This window comes from Thermodesulfovibrio sp. 3907-1M (assembly GCF_040450955.1).
GTDB lineage: Bacteria > Nitrospirota > Thermodesulfovibrionia > Thermodesulfovibrionales > Thermodesulfovibrionaceae > Thermodesulfovibrio > Thermodesulfovibrio autotrophicus.
This window is the reverse complement of record NZ_CP144373.1, coordinates 1,560,954-1,582,768: the sequence shown is the minus strand read 5'-3', so window position 1 is coordinate 1,582,768 and position 21,815 is coordinate 1,560,954. Positions and strand designations below refer to the sequence as shown.

Genomic DNA, 21,815 nt, shown 5'->3' with positions numbered 1-21,815 from the left:
GACAGGCTTGTAATGTTTTTTCATACTTATATAATACAACAATTAATAAAGCTTTGAAAGGTCAGCAACAGATTTCAATAATTGAGCCAGTTCCTGTAAAAGGGCAACTCTATTTTTTCTTATGTTTTCGTCCTTATCCATAACAAGCACTCTATCAAAAAAATTATTTATCACAGGTGTAAGAGTTTCAAGATAGTTTAAAGCATCAAGAAAGCGGGAATTTATTAAGTATTCATCAAGCCTTTGTTTTTTTTCTATCATGGCATTGTAAAGATTTTTTTCTTCCTCTGCAATTAAAACAGAAGGGTTAAGCTCAAATTTTTCGTAATTTTTAATAATATTTGAAACTCTCTTTGCTGCAAGGAAAAAGGACTCAAAATTTTCTTTTTTGTAAAATACCTTTACTGCCCCAAGTCTCTCCTCAATCTCATAAACAGGAGTATTTAAGATGAAATCACTCACTGTTTTTATTAATTTTACTTCATAACCACAGCTCTCAAAATAGCTTTCCAATCTCTGTCCAATAAAGTTTGAAATCTGTTGCTTTATTTTTTCATCGGCAAACTCTTTTAGAGTATTAACACAATCTTTAATGCTTAAAGGATATCTCTTTTTCAAAAGTATAGCTAAAATTCCATTTGCTGCTCTTCTCAAGCCAAATGGATCTTCTGTTCCTGATGGAATCTCTCCAAGATAAAAAAAGGAGGCAATGTGGTCAAGTTTGTCAGCTATGCTTAAAAGACAACCCTCTTGTGTAGATGGCAGAGCATCTGTAAAACCCTTTGGAAGATAATGCTCTTTAATTGCCAGTTCCACTTCCCGAGGTAAATCTAACGCTCTGGCATAATATCCACCTATTATTCCCTGAAGTTCTGGAAACTCTCCAACAACTCCACTGGCAAGATCAGCTTTACAGTACTTGGCAGCAGTTCTCACTGATTCAATTTTCTCTGGAAAGACTTTCTCTGCAAGCTGCTGAGCTATATTCAAAATTCTTAAACTTTTATCATAGAGACTTCCAAGTTTTTCGTGATAAACTATTCCCTTTGTTGCATTAACAAGACTGTCTAATCCCTTTTTAAGGTCTTCTTCATAATAAAACTTTGCATCTTCAAATCTTGCTTTTATGACTCTTTGAGCACCTTTTCTGACATTTTCTTCATTCTCTCTTAAAGTGTTACTTACTACGATAAAATAATTTTTCAGTTTTCCTTTGAGATCAGTAATCGCGAAGTATCTTTGATGATCTTTCATAACTGTAATGAGCAACTCATCTGGAAGGCTCAGGTATTCTTCAGGAAACTCACATAAAACCGAGTTTGGAAACTCAACAAGATAATTTACTTCTGTAAAAAGCTCTTCATCCAGTAAAACCCTTCCATTTACTTTATTTGCAAGCTCTGTAGCCTGATTAATTATTATCTGTTTTCTTTTTTCCTGATCAACGATCACAAAGGCTTCATTAAGAGCTTTTTCATAATCCTGTATTTTTAATAAAAATATGGGATTTTCAGTAAGGAATCTGTGTCCCCATGTTTTTCCCTCTACTTTTATGCCGTCTATCTCAAATGAAACTGCTTTATCATTATACAAACACATAAGCCATCTTACAGGTCTTACAAATTTTATAGTTCCACTTCCCCATCTCATCATCTTTGGGAAACTGAGAGAAAAAAATAACTCCTTTAAAATTTCTGGTAAAACTTCTTCTGTTTTCTTACCTTTTTCCCTGATTACAGCACAAACATAACTTCCCTTGCCCTTTTGCTTAACTTCTAAGCTATAAACATCTAATCCATGGGCTTTTGCAAAAGCATATGCAGGCTCCTTTGGTTTCCCTTCTTCATCAAAGGCAACATGGGTAGGTGGTCCCCATAGGAGTTTTTCCTCTGATGCCTGCTCCTGTGAAATCTTTGCCTTGAAAACCATTCTTCTCGGTGTTGCATAAATCTTTAACTCTTCAATATTTATTCTGAAGTGAGAAAAAATTTTCTTAGCGTTTTCCTCCAATTGATTAAGCGCCTGAGGAATAAATCTTGCAGGAATTTCCTCAACTCCTATTTCAAAAAGCAGATTCATGTCCATACCTCTTTTTTAAGTATGCTTCTGCACAAGCTTTTGCAATAGCTCTTACTCTTGCTATATAATTTGTTCTCTCTGTCACTGAAAGAACTCCTCTTGCATCCAGAAGGTTAAACATATGAGAACACTTAAGGCAGAACTCATAGGCAGGTAAAATAAGACCAACTTCAAGCATTCTTTTTGATTCCCTTTCAAAATCGTCAAAATGTTTTTTTATTAACTCTGGCTGAGAATAATCAAAATTAAAGTAAGAAAACTCTATCTCACTCTCCCGATGAATCTGACCATAGTTAAATTTTTCATTCCACTTTATATCAAAAACATTGTCTACTTCCTGCAGATACATGGCAATTCTCTCAAGACCATAGGTTATTTCAACAGAAACAGGGTTTAAATCAATTCCTCCCACCTGCTGAAAATAAGTAAACTGCGTTATCTCCATGCCATCAAGCCATACTTCCCAGCCAAGTCCCCATGCGCCAAGTGTAGGAGATTCCCAGTCATCTTCTACAAATCTTATATCATGTCTTTTAAGCTCTATACCAAGAGCTTTGAGGCTTTCAAGGTAAATCTCCTGAGAATTCTCAGGTGATGGCTTTAAAATAACCTGATACTGATAATACTGCCCGAGCCTGTTTGGATTCTCTCCATATCTTCCATCAGTTGGTCTGCGACAGGGCTGAACATATCCTGCACTCCAGTGCTCGGGACCTAAAACCCTAAAAAAAGTGGCAGTATGAAAAGTTCCTGCTCCAACCTCCATGTCATAGGGTTGAAGTATAACGCATCCTTTTTGAGCCCAGTATTTGTTGAGTGTAAAAATTATATCTTGAAAATACATAGATTTTCATGATACTTTAGCATAGAGGTTTATGTCAAATGTATCCAAGAGTTCTCATAGCAGGTGTACGCGGTGGTGCTGGAAAAACAACTGTAGCCCTTTCAATAATCTCTCTTCTTGTAAAAAAAGGATTGAATGTAATTGCCTTTAAGAAGGGACCTGATTACATAGACAGTGGCTGGTTAAGTCTTTTTTCAAAAAATCCCTGTTACAACCTTGATACATTTATGATTCCACCAGAAAGAGTAGTTCAATCTTTTATTGAAAGAGCAAGAGGAGATATTTCTGTAATAGAAGGCAATAGAGGACTTTATGATGGTCTGGATGCTGAAGGCACGGTCTGTTCAGCAGAACTGGCAAAACTTTTAAAATGTCCTGTAATTCTTGTAATAGACTGCACAAAAATGACCCGCTCAGTGGCTGCTTTGATTAATGGATTTACTCAGTTTGACAGACAATTAAGCATTAAAGCAGTTGTATTAAATCAGCTTGCCAATGCAAGACATGAAAAGATAATTAAAGAATCTATAAAAAAATACTGCGATGTGAAAATTGTTGGTTTACTGCCGAGATTTAAAGATTTAAAAATGCCTGAAAGACATATGGGGCTTTTACCATATCAGGAGCATGAAGAAAAAGAGGAAGCCAGGAAGTTCATAGATAAAGTATCTCAACATATTGATATAGAAAAAATCATCGAAATTGCCAAAGATGCTGAGGCATTACACTATGATCCGATGGAAAGCTCAGAATCTTTAGATGGAAGGGGCTTAAAAATAGGTGTTATAAGAGACAGAGTTTTTCAGTTTTATTACGAAGAAAATCTTGAAGAGTTAAAAAAAACCGGAGCCTCTATTGTTTTAATTAACTCCTTAGAAGACAGAGCCTTACCAGATGTTGATGCTCTTTATATTGGAGGAGGTTTTCCAGAAACCAATGTGAAGTATCTTGTTAAAAATTTCTCTTTTATGAATGACATTAAGCAAAAGGCAGAAGAAGGGCTTCCCATATATGCTGAATGTGGTGGCTTAATGTATCTCTGTAAAACTCTGATCACTCAGGAAGGAAGCTTTCCCATGATTGGCATCTTCCCTTTAACTCTTAATATGTTTAAAAAACCTCAAGCGCATGGATATGTTGTTGCCAAAGTAGAGGAAGACAATCCCTTTTATGAAAAAGGATTACAAATAAAGGGACATGAATTTCACTATTCAAAAGTTATTGAGTATGATAAACTGCCCCAGATGTGCTTTACAATGGAAAGAGGACAGGGTATTATTAACAGCAAGGATGGAGTTATATATAAGAATGCCATAGGCACATATGTTCATATTCATGCTCTTGGCTGTAAAGAATGGATCAGTGGTATTTTAAAAAGAGCAAAAATCTATAAGGAGTCAAAAAATGCCTAAAAGAGAACTACCAACATGTCTTTTCTGTGGAAGAGTAATATCGCCTCCGCAGGAAACCTTTACAGAAATAGGAGAAGTAATCTATGGAAAATGTGAGTGTGGTGCAATTTATGTATGTGAACCAACAGGGCACAATCAGGGTGATGCTCTTGTTGATGCAATGCTACTTGCATCACCTCAAGGAATTGATAATGTTGAACTGGGTGTTAACTTTGAATTAAGAGAAAGAGACTATGATTACAGAACTCACCAGTATATTTATATGAAAACCTCTCATTTTAATGGAAGACTTTTTTTTATTAAAGCATTAACTGGAGGCACAAAATTAGACAGACATGAAAAAATTAATATCAATAAAAAAGATTTTGTCTGTCTCCTTGAAAATTTAGAATTTGAAACAATTGAGAAAGCCTCCTTAGGTAATAAAAACATATTTGGATGGCTTATTTCTCTATCCTATGATAAGGAAAATCCTATTTCATGGAAAGCAATTGAAGCAATGGGACATGTGGCAAGGGCATATATTGAAGCTCAGGACATAGAACCCCTGAGGAACACTATAAGAAAACTTTTATGGTCAATGACTGATGAATCAGGTGGAATTGGCTGGCGCGCAGCTGAATTAATTGGAGAGATAATATATGCGGAGCCTTCACTCTTTGATGATATAATTCCAATACTCTGGTCACAAAGACAAGAAGAAAGCTTTCTTGAAAGTGTCTTAAGAAGCTTGATTAAGCTTTCAAAAAAGGTTGATTTAAATAAATACATTCCAATAAATGATGATGATGAATTGAAAGAGCTTCTACATCATGAAAAAGATGAAATAAGAGCCCTTACAGCAATTTTAATTAACAAAATTAAAAGTCCTGTCCCTGTTCCAGAAGATATTAAAGAATTAATGTTATCAGTTTACACCAGGGGCAATATAATTAAACTTAAAACCTTTAAGGCTGAAAAATTTTTATAAAATTATAAACTAAATTTATTTGACTTCAAAACTCATTATACTTTAAAGTTGTTTTACCTTATTAAATGCAAATATGGCTTGAAATTCTTTTTTTAAAGAAGTTAGAATATTTGCAAAAAAACTAAAAGGAGGTTAGAAAATGCCTTACATTGAATTTAAGGGAAAGCAGATTGAGATTGATGAGGATGGTTACATTCAGAATCTTGATGACTGGTCACCAGAACTTGCAGAGTACATGGCTCAACAGGATGGAATTACACTTACTGAGCATCACTGGGAAGTTATTAACTTCTTAAGAGATTATTATCAGAAATATCAGATTGCTCCTATGATCAAGATTCTTGTTAAAGAAATGGCTAAGATGTTTGGACCTGACAAAGGAAACACAAAGTATCTTTACGGTCTCTTCCCAGATGGACCAGCAAAGCAAGCCTGTAGATATGCAGGACTTCCAAAACCAACAGGATGCGTATAATTTCCAATATAAAGGGGCAGTCAACTGCCCCTTTTGTTTTTTGAAAGGGGGAGATATTAACCTAAAAGATTAAAAATTTATAGGAGAAAAAAATGACCATTAACGACCTCCTTTCAAAGAAAAAGGAGAGCATAGTTGAAAAATCTTTTAATTTAACTATCTCAACTTATCCTGAAAATACTCAGGCTTTTTTCAAAGAAAAGAAAAAACAGTTTACCAATCCTGTTGGTTATACCATTTATCAAGGAATTCAGGATATTATTGACAGATTAATCAACGACGAATCTCTTGATAGTTTTATCCCTCCCCTGGAAGAGATTATCAAAATAAGAGCTGTACAGGATTTTAGCCCTTCTCAGGCAGTAGGATTTATATTTTTTATAAAAAAAGCAATATACGATGAACTCCGTAAAGAGACAGAGCCTGAAAAGCTTGCAGAGTTTCTTTCACAAATTGACTCTCTTGCTTTGGTTGCCTTTGATATTTTTATGAAGTATCGGGAAAAAATCTACGACATAAAAGCTAAGGAACTGATTGACAGAACCTGGTGGATTCTTAAGAAATGGAATATTGTCTCAGAAATTGAAGATGAAACTGTAGGAAAAACAAAAAACTTATAAAGAGAGGTAGGGTGATATGGGTATAGGATTAGCTTTTATAGTAGTTTTAGGATTAATAATTTTTGCCTATATTGGCACTGATATTTTAGGGCTGGACAGTCTGTTTGCGGTGGTTTTTCCCTATGCTGCGCTTTTAATCTTCGTAATTGGATTTATCTACAGGGTGGTCAAATGGGGAAAATCACCTGTTCCTTTCAGAATCCCAACAACTGCTGGACAGCAATTCTCTCTTCCTTGGATTAAGTACAGCAAAATTGACAATCCTGCAACTGGCTGGGGTGTAGCACTAAGAATGTTTTTTGAAATAGCCCTTTTCAGGTCCCTTTTCAGGAACACAAAGGCTGAAATACTCAATGGAAGGCTTTATATTGGTTCAAACAAATGGCTTTGGCTCGGTGCTCTGGCATTTCATTATTCATTTCTAATTATCCTAATCAGGCACCTGAGATTCTTTGCTGCTCAAACTCCATGGTGTGTCTCTATAATTGACTCTGTTGACTCTTTCTGGCAGATTGGTCTTCCAATGCTTTATATGACAGATATTGTAATTGCTGCTGCCCTTCTTTATCTTTTAGGTAGAAGAATATTTAATCCTCAGGTAAAATATATTTCTCTGCCCTCTGACTACTTTCCACTTTTCCTTATAATTGGCATAGTTGCCACTGGTATTCTAATGAGATACTTTGCAAGAGTGGATATTACAAGCATAAAAGAGCTTGCTCTGGGACTAGCTTATCTTAAGCCTACTGTGCCTAAGGGGATAGGAAGTCTCTTTTACATTCATCTGTTTCTCGTGAGTGTACTTTTTGCTTACTTCCCATTCAGCAAACTTATGCACATGGGTGGAGTATTTTTAAGCCCCACAAGGAATCTCGCTAATAACAACAGGATGAAAAGACATGTGAATCCCTGGGATTATCCAGTTAAGCATCGTCATTATGAAGAATATGAAGATGAATTTAGAGAAAAAATGAAAAAAGCTGGAATACCAGTAGAAAAGGAGTGAGACTATGGGACTGCCAAAACCAGAAGAATTAATCTCAACAGTTAATTTAAAAAAGATGCCATCCAGATGGTGGATGGATACTTTACCTGTAGAATTTAAGCCAGGTTTTTACTGTTACGGTGCAAAGGGGAAAAATCTTGAATATGTTGACTTCCCTAATGCAAGAGACTTTCATGTAACAGACCCTGACTGGAAGCTTCCAGAAGACTGGAAAAAAATCGTTATTGAAGGTATCAAACAGAGGCTTGAGAGATTCAGAACATTCCACGTATTCATGGACATATGTGTGAGATGCGGTGCCTGTGCTGATAAGTGTCACTTCTTCATAGGCTCTGGAGATCCCAAAAACATGCCAGTGCTGAGGGCAGAACTATTAAGGTCTGTTTATAGAAAATACTTTACCACTGGTGGAAAACTCTTTGGAAGGAATGGAGGAGCAAGAGACCTTGACCTTGATGTGCTGAAGGAGCTCTGGTATTACTTCTATCAGTGTACAGAATGTAGAAGATGTTCTCTTTTCTGCCCTTATGGAATTGATACAGCAGAGATAACAATAATTGCAAGGGAGCTTTTAAATCTCCTTGGCTTGAATACTGACTGGATATCTGGTCCTGTTGCAAACTGTTACAGAACTGGAAACCATCTTGGAATTGAGCCGCATACAATGAAATCAACCCTTGAGTTCATGTGTAATGACATAGAAGAGATAACCGGAATCAGAATTGAACCACCAATAAACAGAAAGGGTGCTGAAATCCTTTTTGTAACTCCATCAGGGGACCTCTTTGCAGATCCCGGAATATACACCTGCATGGGATATATGATGCTTTTCCACGAAATTGGACTTGACTATACGTGGAGCACCTTTGCATCAGAAGGTGGAAACTTCGGATTCTTTACATCCCATGAAATGGCTAAAAGACTTCATACAAAAATTTATGAAGAGGCTAAGCGTCTTAAAGTTAAATGGATAATTGGTGGAGAGTGTGGACACATGTGGAGAGTCTGGCATCAATATCATAATACATGGTATGGACCTATTGATTTCCTTGAAGAGCCTGTCTCACCAATTACAGGCACAAAGTTTGAAAATGCTAAATCAAATAAAATTGTTCACATAAGTGAATTCACTGCAGACCTTATCAGACATGGAGTTCTTAAATTTGATAAATCAAGAAATGACAACCTAATAGTTACTTTCCATGACTCCTGTAATCCATCAAGAGCAATGGGAATTCTTGAAGAACCAAGATACATAATTAAAAATGTGTGTAACCATTTCTATGATATGCCAGACGAAACAATCCGTGAACAGACATTCTGCTGCGGTGGTGGAGCTGGATTAAATGCAGGAGAAATTATGGAACTTAGAATGAGAGGAGGATTCCCAAGAGCTAACGCTGTCCGGTATGTCCATGAAAAATTTGGCGTTAATATGCTTGCATGTATATGTGCAATAGACAGAGCAACTCTGCCACCACTTATGGATTACTGGGTTCCTGGTGTGAGAGTTACAGGAGTTACTGAGCTTGTTGCCAATGCAATGATAATGAAAGGTGAAAAGGAAAGAACCATGAATTTAAGGATGGAGCCACTACCAGGAAAGGAGGAACAGTAAAATGTATGATGGATGGAAAATAATTCTTGGATTAGTAGTTTTTGTAGTGATAGTGACTCTTCCTTTTACAATGAGCGTTGGAAAGACTTATGTAGAGCCTAAACCAAGCATTGATACTCCTGAAATACAGAAAATGGAAAAAAAACAATGTATTGAACCAAAGCAATACATGAGAGAGATGCATATTAAACTTCTTTATTCATGGAAAGATTATGCCACAAGAGAAGGTAAAAGACTCTATGTAGCCAGTGATGGCAAAACGTACACAATAAGCCTTCAGAATACCTGCTTGAAATGTCATTCCAACAAAGAAAAATTCTGTGATGAATGTCATAATTATGTGAATGTGAAACCCTATTGCTGGGATTGTCATATTGAGCCTAAGGTGGGAGGGTTAAAATGATTACGAGAAGAGATTTTCTGAAAATAGCTGCTTTTTCATCATTGCTTGGTTTAGGTGGTGCTTTTACAATTAATGCACTGGAAAAAGAGCCAGGGCAGAAGGTATTAAAAGACATCAAGGCTTTAAAAGGAAAAAGATGGGCAATGGTGATTGATACAAGAAAGTTTAAAACGCAGGAAGATTTTGAAAAGGTTATAAGAGCATGTCATAAAGCCCATAATGTTCCTGAAATTGCCAATCCTCTTCATGAAGTAAAATGGATTTGGACAGATGACTATGAACACAGCTTCGCAGGCACTGCTGAAGAATATATATCAACGGAAGTGAAAGAAAGAAAATTCCTTCTGCTCTGCAATCACTGTGACAATGCACCATGTGTCAGAGTATGTCCTGTTAAGGCAACATTTAAAAGACCTGATGGCATAACAATGCAGGACATGCACCGCTGTATTGGATGTAAATTCTGCATGGCTGGCTGTCCCTACGGTGCAAGAAACTACAACTTCCTTCCACCAAGAGACTACATTAAAGAATTAAATCCTGAATATCCAACAAGAACTATTGGAGTTGTTGAAAAATGCACATTCTGTAATGAAAGAATAGACAGAGGACTTCTTCCATACTGTGTTGAAGCTTCAGAGGGTAAAATAATCTTCGGCGATCTCTATGATCCTAACTCTGAGATAAGAAAAGTGCTTTCTGAAAACATTGTTATTCGCAGAAAAGTTGAACTCGGCACACAGCCTATGGTTTTCTACATAATTTAATGGGAGGTAAAAGATGCTTGATTTAGCATTAAAAGGCAGGCCAAGATACTGGATTTGGGTATCCTTTTTAATAACCATGATACTTATTGGTTTTATATGCTGGATGAGAGAACATCACATTGGTGCAGCTTTTACAACAGGACTGAGCAGAGATGTAACGTGGGGATTCCATGTTGGTCAGTTAACATTCTTTGTTGGTGTTGCAGCATCTGCGGTGCTTGTTGTTCTTCCCTATTACTTTCACAATTATAGAGTATTCGGAAGAATAGCTGTTATTGGAGAATTCCTTGCCGTTGGATGCGTTTTAATAGCAATGCTTTCTGTTTTTGTTATCATGGGACAGCCTTCCCGCGTTTGGAATGTTTTGCTTCATGCCACGCCGCATTCAATTATATTCTGGGATATGGTAGTTCTTATAACCTATCTATCTCTTAATCTACTTTGTGGATGGACAGTTCTTCATGCTGAGAAAAAAAGCGCTCCTCCCCCTAAGTGGATTAAACCATTTATCTACTGGGCAATTCTGTGGGCACCCTCAATTCATACAGTAACTGCATTCCTTTATGCAGGCTTACCTGGAAGGCCCCACTGGATGACAGCGCTTCAGGCAGCCCACTTTCTTGCAACAGCCTTTGCAGCAGGTCCAAGTCTTCTTATAATTCTTAGCATGATAATCAGAAAGGTTTCAAAATTTGATCCTGGTCAACAGGCTATTAACAAACTTGCAGAGATAGCTACTTATGCCTTAATAATTCATTTATTCTTCATAGGACTTGAATTTTTCACTGCTTTCTATAGCCAGATTCCAGATCATATGAAATCATTAATATATCTCTATCAAGGACTCGAGGGACATAACAGACTTGTTCCATGGATGGCTGTATCCACACTGCTTGCCTTTATTGGATTAATCATATTTATATTCCCACCTTTAAGAAAGTGGAATGTTACCAAAGTAATTGCTGCTGCATGTGTATTTTTCTCCATATGGATGGACAAAGGATTTGCCTTTGTAGTTAGTGGTTTTATTCCAAATCCCTTTGACAGAGTCACAGAGGCATGGATAGCTCTGAATGAGTTTCTTGTGGCTGCTGGCGTATGGTCAGTAGGTGCACTGGTAATAACAGTGCTTTATAAAATAGCAATCACGGTTAAAGAAAAGGCAGTATTTGACAAATACGGACAGAAACAGGTTGTAGAGTAGAATTTAATTTATCAAAACTTGTTAAGGGCGGGATTTAACCGCCCTTTTTTTATTCAACAGAACTGAATAAAGAATGTTTTTCCTTTAATGAAGCCTTTATAAACTCTCTAAATAAAGGATGAGGTCTGAAAGGTTTTGACTTAAACTCTGGATGAAACTGACATCCCAAAAACCATGGATGCCCTTTTAATTCAATTATCTCAACAAGCTGTCCATCAGGTGAGGTTCCGCTAAATACGACACCCTTTTCCTCAAGAACCTGAATATATTTATTATTAAACTCATACCTGTGTCTGTGTCTTTCTGAGATTTCCCTCGTTTTATAGGCTTCATAGGCTTTAGTTCCTTCTTTTATCACACATGGATATGCTCCGAGTCTCATTGTTCCACCTTTTTGCGAATCAACTGTCCTCAACTCATACCTTCCAGTTCTTGGATTAAACCATTTCTCCATTAAATAAATAACAGGATGTTCCGTATCAGGATCAAATTCAGTAGAATGGGCACCATGAAGCCCTGCCAGATTTCTGCTTAATTCTATAACAGCACACTGCATTCCAAGACATATTCCGAAGAAAGGAATTTTGTTCTCCCTGGCATATCTTATAGCTTCAATTTTACCTTCAATACCGCGGCTACCAAATCCTCCTGGAATTAAAATACCATGAGCCTCTGAAAGATGTGTTTTTGCTCCATCTTTTTCTATATCTTCTGAGTTTACCCATAGGATGTTAACCCTTGCTTCATTGGCTATTGCACCATGAATCAATGCTTCATTAAGACTTTTATATGAGTCTTTTAATCCCACATACTTACCAACAACAGCTATATTAACCTCTGTTTTAGGATTTTTAATTCTCTGAACCACATCCTCCCATTCGGTTAAATCGCCCAATCTATGAGGTAAACCAAGCTTTTTTTCAATCAGCAAGTCAAGCCCTTCCTGTTTAAAGTTCAAAGGAACTTCATAAACTGTTTCCACATCATGAGCAGAGATAACAGAGTCAAAATCAAGGTTGCAGTGAAGAGCTATTTTTTTCTTAAGTGCATGGGGCAATGGGCGATCTGCCCTGCACAGAAGAATATCTGGCTGAATTCCTATTGCTCTTAAACTGTTAACACTGTGCTGGGTTGGTTTTGTTTTGAGCTCTCCAGCACTTTTTACATACGGAACAAGAGTAAGGTGAATATAAAGCACATTTTCTCTGCCCACATCATATCTGAATTGCCTTATAGCTTCAAGAAAAGGAAGTCCTTCAATATCTCCCACTGTTCCACCCACTTCTACAATAACCACATCAAAATCATTTTCTCCTGCTGCACTTTTTATGGCATCTTTTATTTCATCTGTAACATGGGGAACAACCTGAACAGTATGCCCAAGATAATCGCCCCTTCTTTCTTTTGATATAACATTAAAATAAATTTTGCCTGAAGTATAGTTATTCACATGGGAGGTTGTTAAATGAGTAAATCTTTCATAATGCCCAAGATCTAAATCAGTCTCGCAGCCGTCATCAGTAACATAAACCTCTCCATGTTCAAAGGGACTCAGTGTGCCAGGGTCCACATTTATATAGGGGTCAAGCTTTTGAATTGTAACTTTAAATCCCTTTGATTCAAGTAAAGCACCAATTGAAGCTGCTGCTATTCCTTTTCCTAAGGCTGATACTACTCCACCAGTTATAAATATGTATTTAGGCATTTCTCAGCTACCTCCAGGTCTTCTGGTGTATCTATTCCAAAGGAATCATATTCTGTTATGGCTATCTTAATTTTTATACCATTTTCAAGAGCTCGCAACTGTTCTAAAGCCTCTATTTTTTCAAGCCTTGATTGAGGAAGTTTTACAAAATTTTTAAGAAGTTCCAATGTATATCCATACACTCCTATATGTTTATACATAAAATCATTGCCTGAAATACCCTTTAAATATTTTTCTCTATTAAATGGTATCGGACAGCGGGAAAAATAAAGAGCATAGCCTGTCTCATCAAAAACGACTTTTACAGTATTGGGATTCTGAAACTCTCTTTCATTTTCAATTTTCTTTGCAAGAGTTCCAATGAATTGATTTGCACAGGAAGACTCTTTCATAAGATTTACAAGCTGGTCAATCATCTGTGGTTTTATCAAAGGTTCATCTCCTTGAAGATTAATGACAATTGATTCATTTTTTAAATTATATCCATCTTTTATTAGTATATCAACTGCTTCAGCAATTCTATCAGTTCCTGATGGATGCATTTTTGATGTCATTATAACTTTTCCACCAAAGGCAGTAACGCATTGAAATATTCTTTCATCATCTGTTGCTACAAAAACATCATCAACTAAACGAGATGCTTTTGCTTTTTCATATACATGCTGAATAATGGGTTTATTCTTTAAAGGAGCAAGAGGTTTTCCAGGAAATCTTGTAGAAGCAAATCTTGCTGGTATAATAATTGTAACCATAAATTCAATTTTTATGATAACATAAATATCTGATGCTGTGGCCAGATTTTATAGGAGAAACGAAAAATTATTGCCTTAGAACAATTAAAAAATATTTTCTGCCAGCTTTATCAGCCTTTGCACTGGTATTGAGTTTTCCACCTTTTAATCTATTTTTTCTTGCATGGTTTTCTTTTTTACCATTTTTTTTCTTTTTAAACAGAGCTCAGGATTATAAAACAGTATTTAAAGGTGGTATGATTTTCGGCTTTTTTTATTTTTTAGGAAATGTTTACTGGATATATCATTCTCTTTATTACTATGGTTCGGTTCCTCTTTTATTAAGCTATAGTATTGTTGGATTGCTCAGTTTGTATCTTGCGCTGTATCCTGCTTTTTTTTCTCTGTTATACAGAAATTTATCAAAACATACCCTTCCTACTTCATTTTATGCTCCCTTTATATGGGTTAGTCTTGAAGTTTTAAGAAACTATCTTTTAACAGGCTTTCCATGGGCACTGATAGGGTATAGCCAGTATAAATTTTTAATAATCGCGCAAATTGCTGATATTACAGGAATTTATGGAGTTTCCTATCTTGTTTTACTTTTTAACTGTTTTATTTTTGACTTATGGAGCTTTAAAGATAAAAAAACTCGTTATCCTCTTTTGCCATATACTCCGAATATTATAGCTGTAGTTGCGGTTTTATTAATTTTTATTTTCTGTATTATATACGGAGTAAAGAAGCTTCATGAACCAGTTACAGGTAGAGAATTCAGGGTAGCGGTAATTCAAGGAAGCATACCTCAAAATGAAAAATGGGATTTTAATAAAGTTAAAGAGATTTTAGATATCTATAAAGACCTTACAATAAAAGCTAAACTATATAATCCACAGTTTGTTGTATGGCCTGAAACAGCAGTTCCTTTCGTGTTTGAAAAAAATAAATACTTTACTTCAGATTTAATAAATTTTGTTAAAGAACAAAATATATATTTGCTTTTTGGAAGTATAATGGAAAGACAAAAGGATAGTTATACAAACAGTGCTGTTTTAATTGATCCAAATGGAACAATTGCTTATTATTATGATAAAATACATTTAGTACCCTTTGGAGAATATGTTCCTTTAAGAAAAATTTTATTTTTCATTAACAAACTAACAGTTGGAATAGGAGATTATAAGCCTGGAGACAGTTATAATGTAGCAATTACACCGTTCGGAAGATTTGCAACTTTAATCTGCTATGAAAGTATTTTCCCTGGACAGGTAAGAAAATTTTATCAAAAAGGTGGACAATTTATTGTAAATATTACGAATGATGGATGGTTTGGAACTACATCAGGACCATACCAGCATTTTTCAATGGCAGTATTCAGGGCAATTGAGAATAGAAAGCCTTTAATAAGAGCAGCTAATTCCGGTATTTCAGGTTTTATAGACAGTAAAGGAAGAATTATAAATACAACAGCTTTATTTGAAAGAACTTATTTAGTTGGAGATATTCAGGGAGATGAAAAATTAAGTTTTTATACAAAATACGGGGATATATTTTCTTATTTCTGTATTGTATTTTCTTTAATTTTTGTTATAGGGAATATGAGATTCGGAGGTAAAAAATGGTTACATATGAAGATTTAAAAGTTGTTTTAAAAGAGACTAAAGAGAGAATTTTTTCATTAAGAGGCTGTCTTTGAGATAGATAAGCTTAAAAAGAGACTTGAGGATCTGGATAAAGAGCTTCAGAAAAAAGAAACTTGGCAAAATATAGAAAAAATAAAAGAAATTCAGAAGGAAAAAAATAGACTTTCAGAAGTAATTGAACCAATTGAAAATATTACTGACCGATTTTTGTATATTGAAGAAGCTTTTAGTATTGCTGAATCTGAAGAAGAAGGATATCTTCTTTTAAAAGATTTAGAAAGTGAGATAGAGAATATAAAATCCCAAATTGATAGTCTTGAAATCCAGCTTTTACTTAATGGAGAGCATGATAAAAATAATGCCATAGTATCCATTCATCCTGGAGCTGGTGGAACAGAGAGTCAGGATTGGGCTGAAATCCTTTTGCGTATGTATTTAAGATGGGCTGAAAAGAAGGGTTTTAAAGTTGAGATTATTGATTTACAGGCAGGTGAAGAAGCTGGAATTAAAGATGTTACTTTTACTGTTGAAGGACAGTATGCTTATGGATATTTAAAATCAGAGTCAGGAGTTCACAGGCTTGTAAGAATTTCACCATTTGATGCTAATAAAAGAAGGCATACTTCCTTTGCAGCTGTTTCTGTTTTACCAGAAATAGAGAATGATATTAAAGTTGAAATAAGAGATGAGGATTTAAGAATTGATACTTTTAGAGCTTCAGGAGCAGGTGGACAACATGTAAACAAAGTTTCTTCTGCTGTAAGAATTGTTCATATTCCCACTGGTATTATTGTTACATCTCAGACAGAAAGGTCTCAACATAGAAATAGAGAGATCGCAATGAAGATTTTAAAATCAAAGCTTTATGTTCTTTTACAGAAAGAACAGGAAAATAAAATTAAATCCATTGCAGGTGATAAAAAAGAGATAGGATGGGGCAATCAGATAAGGTCTTATATTCTTCATCCTTACAGGTTAATAAAGGACCACAGAACTGATGTTGAAGTTTATAATGTTGAAGAAGTTTTGGATGGAGATATAGATATTTTTATAGAGGCATATCTTAAAAAGTTTGCTTCAGTTTCTTAATTTTTTGTTTTTATTTTTTGGAAGTAGCTATAGAGGCGCTTTTTATGTTTAAAATTGATTTTTTGCTTTTTTTTTGAAGATGTTTGCTTGTTTAAAATTTAGGATGTTTTTTTAACAAATTTAACAATTTGTAATTAAAATGATTTTAAATATGAAGATTATGTTAATAATTTTTGAGTTTTTAACAATTTATTGCTCAGTTTGTTAATTATAGGATATAATGAAAAGGTTTAAAATTGGTACTAAGGATAAAACTCTTTGAATTTAAAAAGTTTTTAATTTAACGGGCTTTTAACAGTAAAGTTTTTAACAAATGTTAAAAAGTTGTTGAAAAATGAATGATATAAATAAAATCTGGCAAAAAATTTTAGAGATTGTTGCTCAGAAAGTGGGAGAATCAACTTTTGAATTGTGGTTTTCTCCTGTAAAACTTTTAGATATTAAGAATTCAGAGGCTTTTATTGAAGTTCCAAACAGATTTTTTAAGGACTGGATAGAAGATAATTTTCCTTCAATAATAAGTGATACTTTCTATCAAATTACAGGAAATCAAATCTCGGTTCGTTACATTATTACAGGTAAAGAGCATGAGACAGTTTCAACTGGAGAAAAAAAGCAGGGATTAAAAAGAGGTAATCTGAATCCTAAATATACCTTTAATACCTTTGTTGTGGGTCCGTCAAATCAGTTTGCCCATGCAGCAGCACTAAGAGTTGCTGAAAATCCAGGATTTGCCTATAATCCTCTTTTTATATATGGGGGTGTCGGGCTTGGTAAAACTCATTTAATAACAGCTATTGGAAATTATATTCTGGATAAAAAGCCAGAACTTAATGTATGCTACATGTCCTCAGAACAATTTACAGGAGAGTTTGTTTCCGCAATAAGACATGAAAAGATGCCTGAGTTCAGACAAAAGTACAGAACCCTTGATGTATTTCTTGTAGATGACATTCAGTTTATTGCAGGGAAGGACTCAACCCAGGAAGAGTTCTTTCATACTTTTAATGAACTCTACAGTAAACAAAAGCAGATCGTTATTTCAAGCGATAGACCTCCGATGGAGATTTCTGATATTACAGACAGACTTCGTTCAAGATTTGGAATGGGTCTTATTGCAGACATTCAACCACCAGAAATAGAGACCAGGCTTGCCATTTTATATAAAAAAGCTGAGCTTGAAGGAGTTCAACTACCCGAAGATGTGGCATATTTTATAGCATCCAGAGTTAAATCAAATGTGAGAGAACTTGAAGGCTCTTTAATCAAGCTATGTGCATATATTTCTATTACAAAGACCCCAATAACAATGGATCTGGCAAAACATGTTCTAAAGGATTTACTTCCCGATGAAAATAAGCCAATTACAATAGATTTAATTCAAAAAGCTGTATGTGAAGCATTGGGAATCAGGGTTCATGATGTAAAGTCAAAAAAAAGAACTAAAGAGATTGCAAATGCGAGAAAAATAGCTATGTATATAACAAAAAAACTAACAAATCTTTCGTTAGCAGAAATAGGTAATGCTTTTGGAGGTAAGGATCATGCAACTGTTATATATGCCTGTAAGCAGATAGAAAAGGATAAAGAAAAAGATGAAGCGCTTGCAAAATTGATAGACAGCATTATAAGAAAATTACAGGAAAATAAATAACTTTGAATTGCCGAATGTGGACAGTGTAAGAGATTCCTCATGGCATTGAGCCCTTCGCAATGACAGATATGGGTAGCTGAGGAGATGCCTCGCCTGCTTCGCAGGGTGGCAATGAGATATAGGTAGTTGAAAATTAGGGAGGCTAAAAGTTTTTGATTAAGTTTAATCATATAATAGAAAAAGGAGGAAAGCCATGCATGTAAAACTGAAAAAACAAAAGATACAGGATAGTCTTTCAAAAATTCAAAGCATTGTTGAAAAAAAGAGCATTATGCCTGTACTGAATCATTTTCTTATGGATGTTACAGAAAGTTCTGTATCTATTTTAGCTACTGATCTTGAAACCGCTGTAAAACTACCACTGGAAGCAGAGATCTTTGAATCTGGTAAGACCTGTATACCTGCAAGAAAATTTTATGAAATTGTAAAAGAACTTGATGATAACTTTGAGATTAAACTTTCAGAGGGATGGCTTAAAATTCGGTCTGGAAGAACAAATGTGAGACTTGCCGCTTTAGATGCTTCTGAGTTTCCTGTTTGGCCTCAGATTGGACAAGCTTTGCAGATTAATTTATCAAGAGATCTTCTTCTTACGGCAATAGATAAGACCCTTTATGCTTCTGGAGAAGCTGATGCAAGATATGTTTTAAATGCTCTTCTTTTTGAAATAAAAGATGGACAACTTCATGTAGTTGGTACAGATGGACATAGACTTGCTCATTTTAAGGCACCACTTAATTTAGCATCAGAAGAAAGAAAAGTTATCTTATCAAAAAAATCTTTAAATGAATTAAAAAAATTCTTATCCGGTACTGAAAATGTTTCACTTCAAATTGGCAAGACCCATGTGATGATAGAAATGGATGGAATAAGTTTTCTTACCCGTATGATAGAAGGTAATTATCCAAACTATGAAGCAGTTATTCCAAAAGCCTTTGATAAACAGGCAATTGTTGACAGAGAATTGTTGATAGCATCATTAAAAAGAGTTTCTGTTCTAAGCAGAGAAAGACAGAATGCTGTAAAAACAGAATGGAGTGAGGATTTAGTTGTTATTTCTGCATCAGACCCTGAAATTGGAGAGGCTCAGGATGAGCTTAGCATTGATTATCAGGGAGAACCCGTGTGTGTTGGCTTTAATGCAAAGTATTTAATGGACGCTCTTGAGCGCATAACATCAGATAAAGCAAAGATTATGATGACCGAGCCAGAAAAAGCTGTGTATATAACAGATGCTCACGATACTTCCTTTGTTTATGAATGCGTTGTTATGCCTTTAAGACTTTAAGCTTTGAATAACCCAAAAGCTTATGAATCGCCATAATGTGAACAGCAAAGATGTTGAGAAGGAGGCATTGTGAATAAAGAAGAAACCTACAGGGTTGAAGACATAAAAATTCTTAAGGGGCTTGAAGGTGTAAGAGCCCGTCCTGCAATGTATATTGGCTCTACTGGAATTGAAGGATTACATCATCTTGTTTATGAAGTGGTGGACAATAGTGTGGATGAGGCTTTAGCAGGATTCTGTAATAAAATTGAAGTTTACCTGCATAAAGATGGAAGTTGTACTGTAAGTGATAATGGTAGAGGTATTCCAATAGGAACTCATCCTGAAGATCCTGAAGGTAGAACTGCTCTTGAGATTGTTCTTACAGAGCTTCATGCAGGTGGTAAGTTTGAATCCAAGGCTTACAAGGTTTCAGGTGGACTTCATGGAGTAGGATTAAGTGTTGTTAATGCCCTTTCTGAGGAACTTGAGGTTGAAGTAAAAAGAGAAGGTAAAGTAGTAAGGCAGAAGTATTGTCGTGGAATACCTCAGGAAAGCCCCAAAGTTGTGGATCAAACAACAGCCACAGGCACTAAAATAAGATTTAAACCTGATCCTGAAATATTTGAAGTTACAGAGTTTTCAAGAGAGATTCTTGCTGAGAGATTTAAGGAACTGGCTTATTTAAACAAAGGATTGAAAATTATTCTTACAGATGAAAGGAATGGCTACTCTGAGGAATTCATAAAAGAAGGTGGAATAGTTTCTTTTGTTGAAGATTTAAACAGAAATAAAAAGCCTTTACATCCCAAGCCAATATATATTTCAGGTGAAAAAGACAGAATTATTGTTGAAATCGCCATTCAATACAATTCAGGTTTTTCAGAGGAAATTCTTACCTTTGTCAATAACATTAATACAAAAGAAGGTGGCACTCATTTAGTAGGTTTTAAATCTGCTCTTACAAGAACAATAAATACTTATGCTCTACAGAATGGACTTTTAAAAGAAGGCAAAGAGTCTCTTTCCGGTGAGGATGTAAGAGAAGGTATTGTTGCTGTAATAAGTGTGAAGATTCCAGAGCCTCAGTTTGAAGGGCAGACAAAAATGAAGCTTGGCAACAGCGAGGTAAAAGGAATTGTAGAAACAATAGTTAATGAAAAACTCAGTAGATGGCTTGAGGAAAATCCTAATTATGCAAGGAAAATCGTTGAAAAAGCAAAAGAGGCTGCCCGTGCCCGTGAAGCAGCTAAAAAAGCAAAAGAACTTACGCGCAGAAAAGGTATACTTGAAGATACATCGCTTCCAGGAAAACTTGCTGACTGCACTGAAAAGGACCCTTCTCAAGCAGAACTCTTTATTGTTGAGGGTGACAGTGCAGGTGGTTCGGCAAAGCAAGCAAGGGACAGAAGAACTCAGGCAGTGCTTCCACTGAGAGGTAAGATTTTAAATGTAGAAAAGGCAAGAATTGACAAAATGTTGACCTCTGAAGAGATAAAAACTCTTATCACCGCAATTGGAGGAGGTATTGGAAAAGAAAACTTTGAGCCTGAAAACATCAGGTACCATAAAATAATTCTTATGACAGATGCTGATGTTGATGGAGCTCATATAAGAACCCTTCTTTTAACATTTTTTTACAGGCAGATGCTTCCCTTGATTGAAAAAGGCTGGCTTTTCATTGCTCAACCACCACTTTATAGAATAAAGAGAGGTAAATGGGAGAAATATATTCAAACAGAGGAGGAAATGAATGAGTTTTTGATGGATATTGCGGTTGATGAGCTCTCATTAATTGTTCAAACAGATTTAGAAACAAAGAAGAATTTTCTTAGATTACTTTTTGATTATGGAAGGGTTCTTGAAGATTTTGAAAGAAAAGGTTTTGCACCATCTTATATTGAGCAGATGCTCAGGACTCCTGAAGAGCAAACCAGAATTTCCGAGTTAAAGGATTTTATCCTTCTTAAGAACATCTTTGAAAAACTTCAATCAATCCAGGAAATAAAAGAAGATAAAAATTATGTCATTCAGATTAAAAATGAAGTGGTAAAAACACCATCTCTATGGGAGCTTTACAGTAAAATTATGGATTCTGTAAAAAAGGGGCTTACAATTCAGAGATATAAAGGACTTGGTGAAATGAATCCAGAACAGCTATGGGAAACCACGATGGATCCTGAGAAAAGAACTCTGCTGCAGGTTACAGTTGAGGATGCTCAAAAGGCAAATGAGATATTTACCATACTTATGGGAGATGATGTTGAACCAAGAAAGGAATTTATTGTAAAACATGCTCTTGAAGCAAAAAATCTTGACATTTAG

18 protein-coding genes are annotated in these 21,815 nt (G+C 35.3%); 14 read left to right on the top strand and 4 right to left on the bottom strand.

Going from position 1 to position 21,815, the window contains the following annotated elements; all coding sequences use genetic code 11:
- Window positions 1–42: 42 nt before the first annotated feature.
- A complete protein-coding gene (gene glyS / locus V4D30_RS08190; protein ID WP_353683839.1) occupies window positions 43–2,079 on the bottom strand; it encodes a glycine--tRNA ligase subunit beta in 2,037 nt (678 codons plus the stop codon).
- The gene (locus V4D30_RS08185; protein ID WP_353683838.1) at window positions 2,063–2,923 is read right to left on the bottom strand and encodes a glycine--tRNA ligase subunit alpha; all 861 of its coding nucleotides are present in this window, start codon (window positions 2,921–2,923) and stop codon (window positions 2,063–2,065) included. Before V4D30_RS08185 ends, glyS begins: the two co-directional genes overlap by 17 nt.
- Window positions 2,924–2,961: 38 nt before the next feature.
- On the opposite strand from V4D30_RS08185, the gene V4D30_RS08180 reads away from it, so the two are divergent.
- The 9 genes from V4D30_RS08180 (at window position 2,962) to dsrP (ending at window position 11,398) form a co-directional block, all read left to right on the top strand.
- Window positions 2,962–4,335: a cobyrinate a,c-diamide synthase gene (locus tag V4D30_RS08180; protein WP_353683837.1), complete on the top strand. Its 1,374-nt coding sequence runs from the start codon at window positions 2,962–2,964 to the stop codon at window positions 4,333–4,335.
- On the top strand, window positions 4,328–5,305 hold the full coding sequence (locus V4D30_RS08175; RefSeq protein WP_353683836.1) for a DVU0298 family protein: 978 nt from the start codon (window positions 4,328–4,330) through the stop codon (window positions 5,303–5,305). Before V4D30_RS08180 ends, V4D30_RS08175 begins: the two co-directional genes overlap by 8 nt.
- 139 nt (window positions 5,306–5,444) lie before the next feature.
- A complete protein-coding gene (locus V4D30_RS08170) occupies window positions 5,445–5,780 on the top strand; it encodes a TusE/DsrC/DsvC family sulfur relay protein (protein ID WP_353683835.1) in 336 nt (111 codons plus the stop codon).
- A gap of 92 nt (window positions 5,781–5,872) precedes the next feature.
- Entirely contained in the window at window positions 5,873–6,400 is a 528-nt protein-coding gene (locus tag V4D30_RS08165; RefSeq protein WP_353683834.1) for an RsbRD N-terminal domain-containing protein, read from the top strand.
- A gap of 16 nt (window positions 6,401–6,416) precedes the next feature.
- Window positions 6,417–7,406 (top strand): sulfate reduction electron transfer complex DsrMKJOP subunit DsrM, encoded by a 990-nt coding sequence (gene dsrM, locus V4D30_RS08160; RefSeq protein ID WP_353683833.1) that lies wholly within the window; start codon window positions 6,417–6,419, stop codon window positions 7,404–7,406.
- Between the two features lie 4 nt (window positions 7,407–7,410).
- Window positions 7,411–9,024, top strand: a complete 1,614-nt coding sequence (dsrK, locus tag V4D30_RS08155; RefSeq protein ID WP_353683832.1) for a sulfate reduction electron transfer complex DsrMKJOP subunit DsrK — start codon at window positions 7,411–7,413, stop codon at window positions 9,022–9,024.
- A 1-nt stretch (window position 9,025) separates the two neighbouring features.
- Window positions 9,026–9,427: a sulfate reduction electron transfer complex DsrMKJOP subunit DsrJ gene (dsrJ, locus tag V4D30_RS08150; protein ID WP_353683831.1), complete on the top strand. Its 402-nt coding sequence runs from the start codon at window positions 9,026–9,028 to the stop codon at window positions 9,425–9,427.
- Window positions 9,424–10,194 (top strand): sulfate reduction electron transfer complex DsrMKJOP subunit DsrO, encoded by a 771-nt coding sequence (gene dsrO / locus V4D30_RS08145; protein ID WP_353683830.1) that lies wholly within the window; start codon window positions 9,424–9,426, stop codon window positions 10,192–10,194. Before dsrJ ends, dsrO begins: the two co-directional genes overlap by 4 nt.
- 13 nt (window positions 10,195–10,207) lie before the next feature.
- Window positions 10,208–11,398 carry a sulfate reduction electron transfer complex DsrMKJOP subunit DsrP gene (gene dsrP, locus V4D30_RS08140; RefSeq protein ID WP_353683829.1) on the top strand — a complete coding sequence of 397 codons (1,191 nt, stop codon included), beginning with the start codon at window positions 10,208–10,210 and terminating at the stop codon, window positions 11,396–11,398.
- Window positions 11,399–11,447: 49 nt separating this feature from the next.
- On the opposite strand, the gene V4D30_RS08135 is transcribed toward dsrP, so the two are convergent.
- Entirely contained in the window at window positions 11,448–13,103 is a 1,656-nt protein-coding gene (locus V4D30_RS08135) for a CTP synthase (RefSeq protein WP_353683828.1), read from the bottom strand.
- Complete coding sequence (kdsB, locus tag V4D30_RS08130; protein ID WP_353683827.1) at window positions 13,082–13,855, bottom strand: 3-deoxy-manno-octulosonate cytidylyltransferase; 774 nt, start codon at window positions 13,853–13,855, stop codon at window positions 13,082–13,084. The genes V4D30_RS08135 and kdsB overlap by 22 nt, the downstream gene beginning before the upstream one ends.
- 32 nt (window positions 13,856–13,887) lie before the next feature.
- Between kdsB and lnt the strand changes: the two genes are divergently transcribed.
- The 5 genes from lnt to gyrB all read left to right on the top strand — a co-directional run bounded on the left by lnt (window position 13,888) and on the right by gyrB (window position 21,815).
- Window positions 13,888–15,477, top strand: a complete 1,590-nt coding sequence (lnt, locus tag V4D30_RS08125; protein WP_353683826.1) for an apolipoprotein N-acyltransferase — start codon at window positions 13,888–13,890, stop codon at window positions 15,475–15,477.
- Window positions 15,456–16,569 (top strand): peptide chain release factor 2 gene (gene prfB / locus V4D30_RS08120; protein WP_353683825.1). Its coding sequence is split into 2 segments (ribosomal slippage): window positions 15,456–15,530 and window positions 15,532–16,569, totalling 1,113 coding nucleotides; the frame shifts between segments, so codons are not numbered across the junction. Before lnt ends, prfB begins: the two co-directional genes overlap by 22 nt.
- Window positions 16,570–16,903: 334 nt before the next feature.
- Window positions 16,904–18,223 (top strand): chromosomal replication initiator protein DnaA, encoded by a 1,320-nt coding sequence (gene dnaA / locus V4D30_RS08115; RefSeq protein ID WP_353683824.1) that lies wholly within the window; start codon window positions 16,904–16,906, stop codon window positions 18,221–18,223.
- Between the two features lie 193 nt (window positions 18,224–18,416).
- Window positions 18,417–19,511: a DNA polymerase III subunit beta gene (dnaN, locus tag V4D30_RS08110; RefSeq protein WP_353683823.1), complete on the top strand. Its 1,095-nt coding sequence runs from the start codon at window positions 18,417–18,419 to the stop codon at window positions 19,509–19,511.
- 69 nt (window positions 19,512–19,580) lie between these two features.
- Window positions 19,581–21,815 carry a DNA topoisomerase (ATP-hydrolyzing) subunit B gene (gene gyrB, locus V4D30_RS08105; RefSeq protein ID WP_353683822.1) on the top strand — a complete coding sequence of 745 codons (2,235 nt, stop codon included), beginning with the start codon at window positions 19,581–19,583 and terminating at the stop codon, window positions 21,813–21,815.

Excerpts from the sequence above, each read along its gene's own strand:
- kdsB (WP_353683827.1), bottom strand. The coding sequence starts at position 13,855 with ATGGTTACAATTATTATACCAGCAAGATTTGCTTCTACAAGATTTCCT.
- dnaN (WP_353683823.1), top strand. The coding sequence starts at position 18,417 with ATGCATGTAAAACTGAAAAAACAAAAGATACAGGATAGTCTTTCAAAA.
- dsrP (WP_353683829.1), top strand. The coding sequence starts at position 10,208 with ATGCTTGATTTAGCATTAAAAGGCAGGCCAAGATACTGGATTTGGGTA.
- V4D30_RS08165 (WP_353683834.1), top strand. The coding sequence starts at position 5,873 with ATGACCATTAACGACCTCCTTTCAAAGAAAAAGGAGAGCATAGTTGAA.
- dnaA (WP_353683824.1), top strand. The coding sequence starts at position 16,904 with ATGAATGATATAAATAAAATCTGGCAAAAAATTTTAGAGATTGTTGCT.
- V4D30_RS08185 (WP_353683838.1), bottom strand. The coding sequence starts at position 2,923 with ATGTATTTTCAAGATATAATTTTTACACTCAACAAATACTGGGCTCAA.
- V4D30_RS08135 (WP_353683828.1), bottom strand. The coding sequence starts at position 13,103 with ATGCCTAAATACATATTTATAACTGGTGGAGTAGTATCAGCCTTAGGA.
- dsrM (WP_353683833.1), top strand. The coding sequence starts at position 6,417 with ATGGGTATAGGATTAGCTTTTATAGTAGTTTTAGGATTAATAATTTTT.
- lnt (WP_353683826.1), top strand. The coding sequence starts at position 13,888 with ATGCTGTGGCCAGATTTTATAGGAGAAACGAAAAATTATTGCCTTAGA.
- V4D30_RS08180 (WP_353683837.1), top strand. The coding sequence starts at position 2,962 with ATGTATCCAAGAGTTCTCATAGCAGGTGTACGCGGTGGTGCTGGAAAA.
- dsrJ (WP_353683831.1), top strand. The coding sequence starts at position 9,026 with ATGTATGATGGATGGAAAATAATTCTTGGATTAGTAGTTTTTGTAGTG.
- glyS (WP_353683839.1), bottom strand. The coding sequence starts at position 2,079 with ATGAATCTGCTTTTTGAAATAGGAGTTGAGGAAATTCCTGCAAGATTT.
- V4D30_RS08170 (WP_353683835.1), top strand. The coding sequence starts at position 5,445 with ATGCCTTACATTGAATTTAAGGGAAAGCAGATTGAGATTGATGAGGAT.
- dsrK (WP_353683832.1), top strand. The coding sequence starts at position 7,411 with ATGGGACTGCCAAAACCAGAAGAATTAATCTCAACAGTTAATTTAAAA.
- V4D30_RS08175 (WP_353683836.1), top strand. The coding sequence starts at position 4,328 with ATGCCTAAAAGAGAACTACCAACATGTCTTTTCTGTGGAAGAGTAATA.
- dsrO (WP_353683830.1), top strand. The coding sequence starts at position 9,424 with ATGATTACGAGAAGAGATTTTCTGAAAATAGCTGCTTTTTCATCATTG.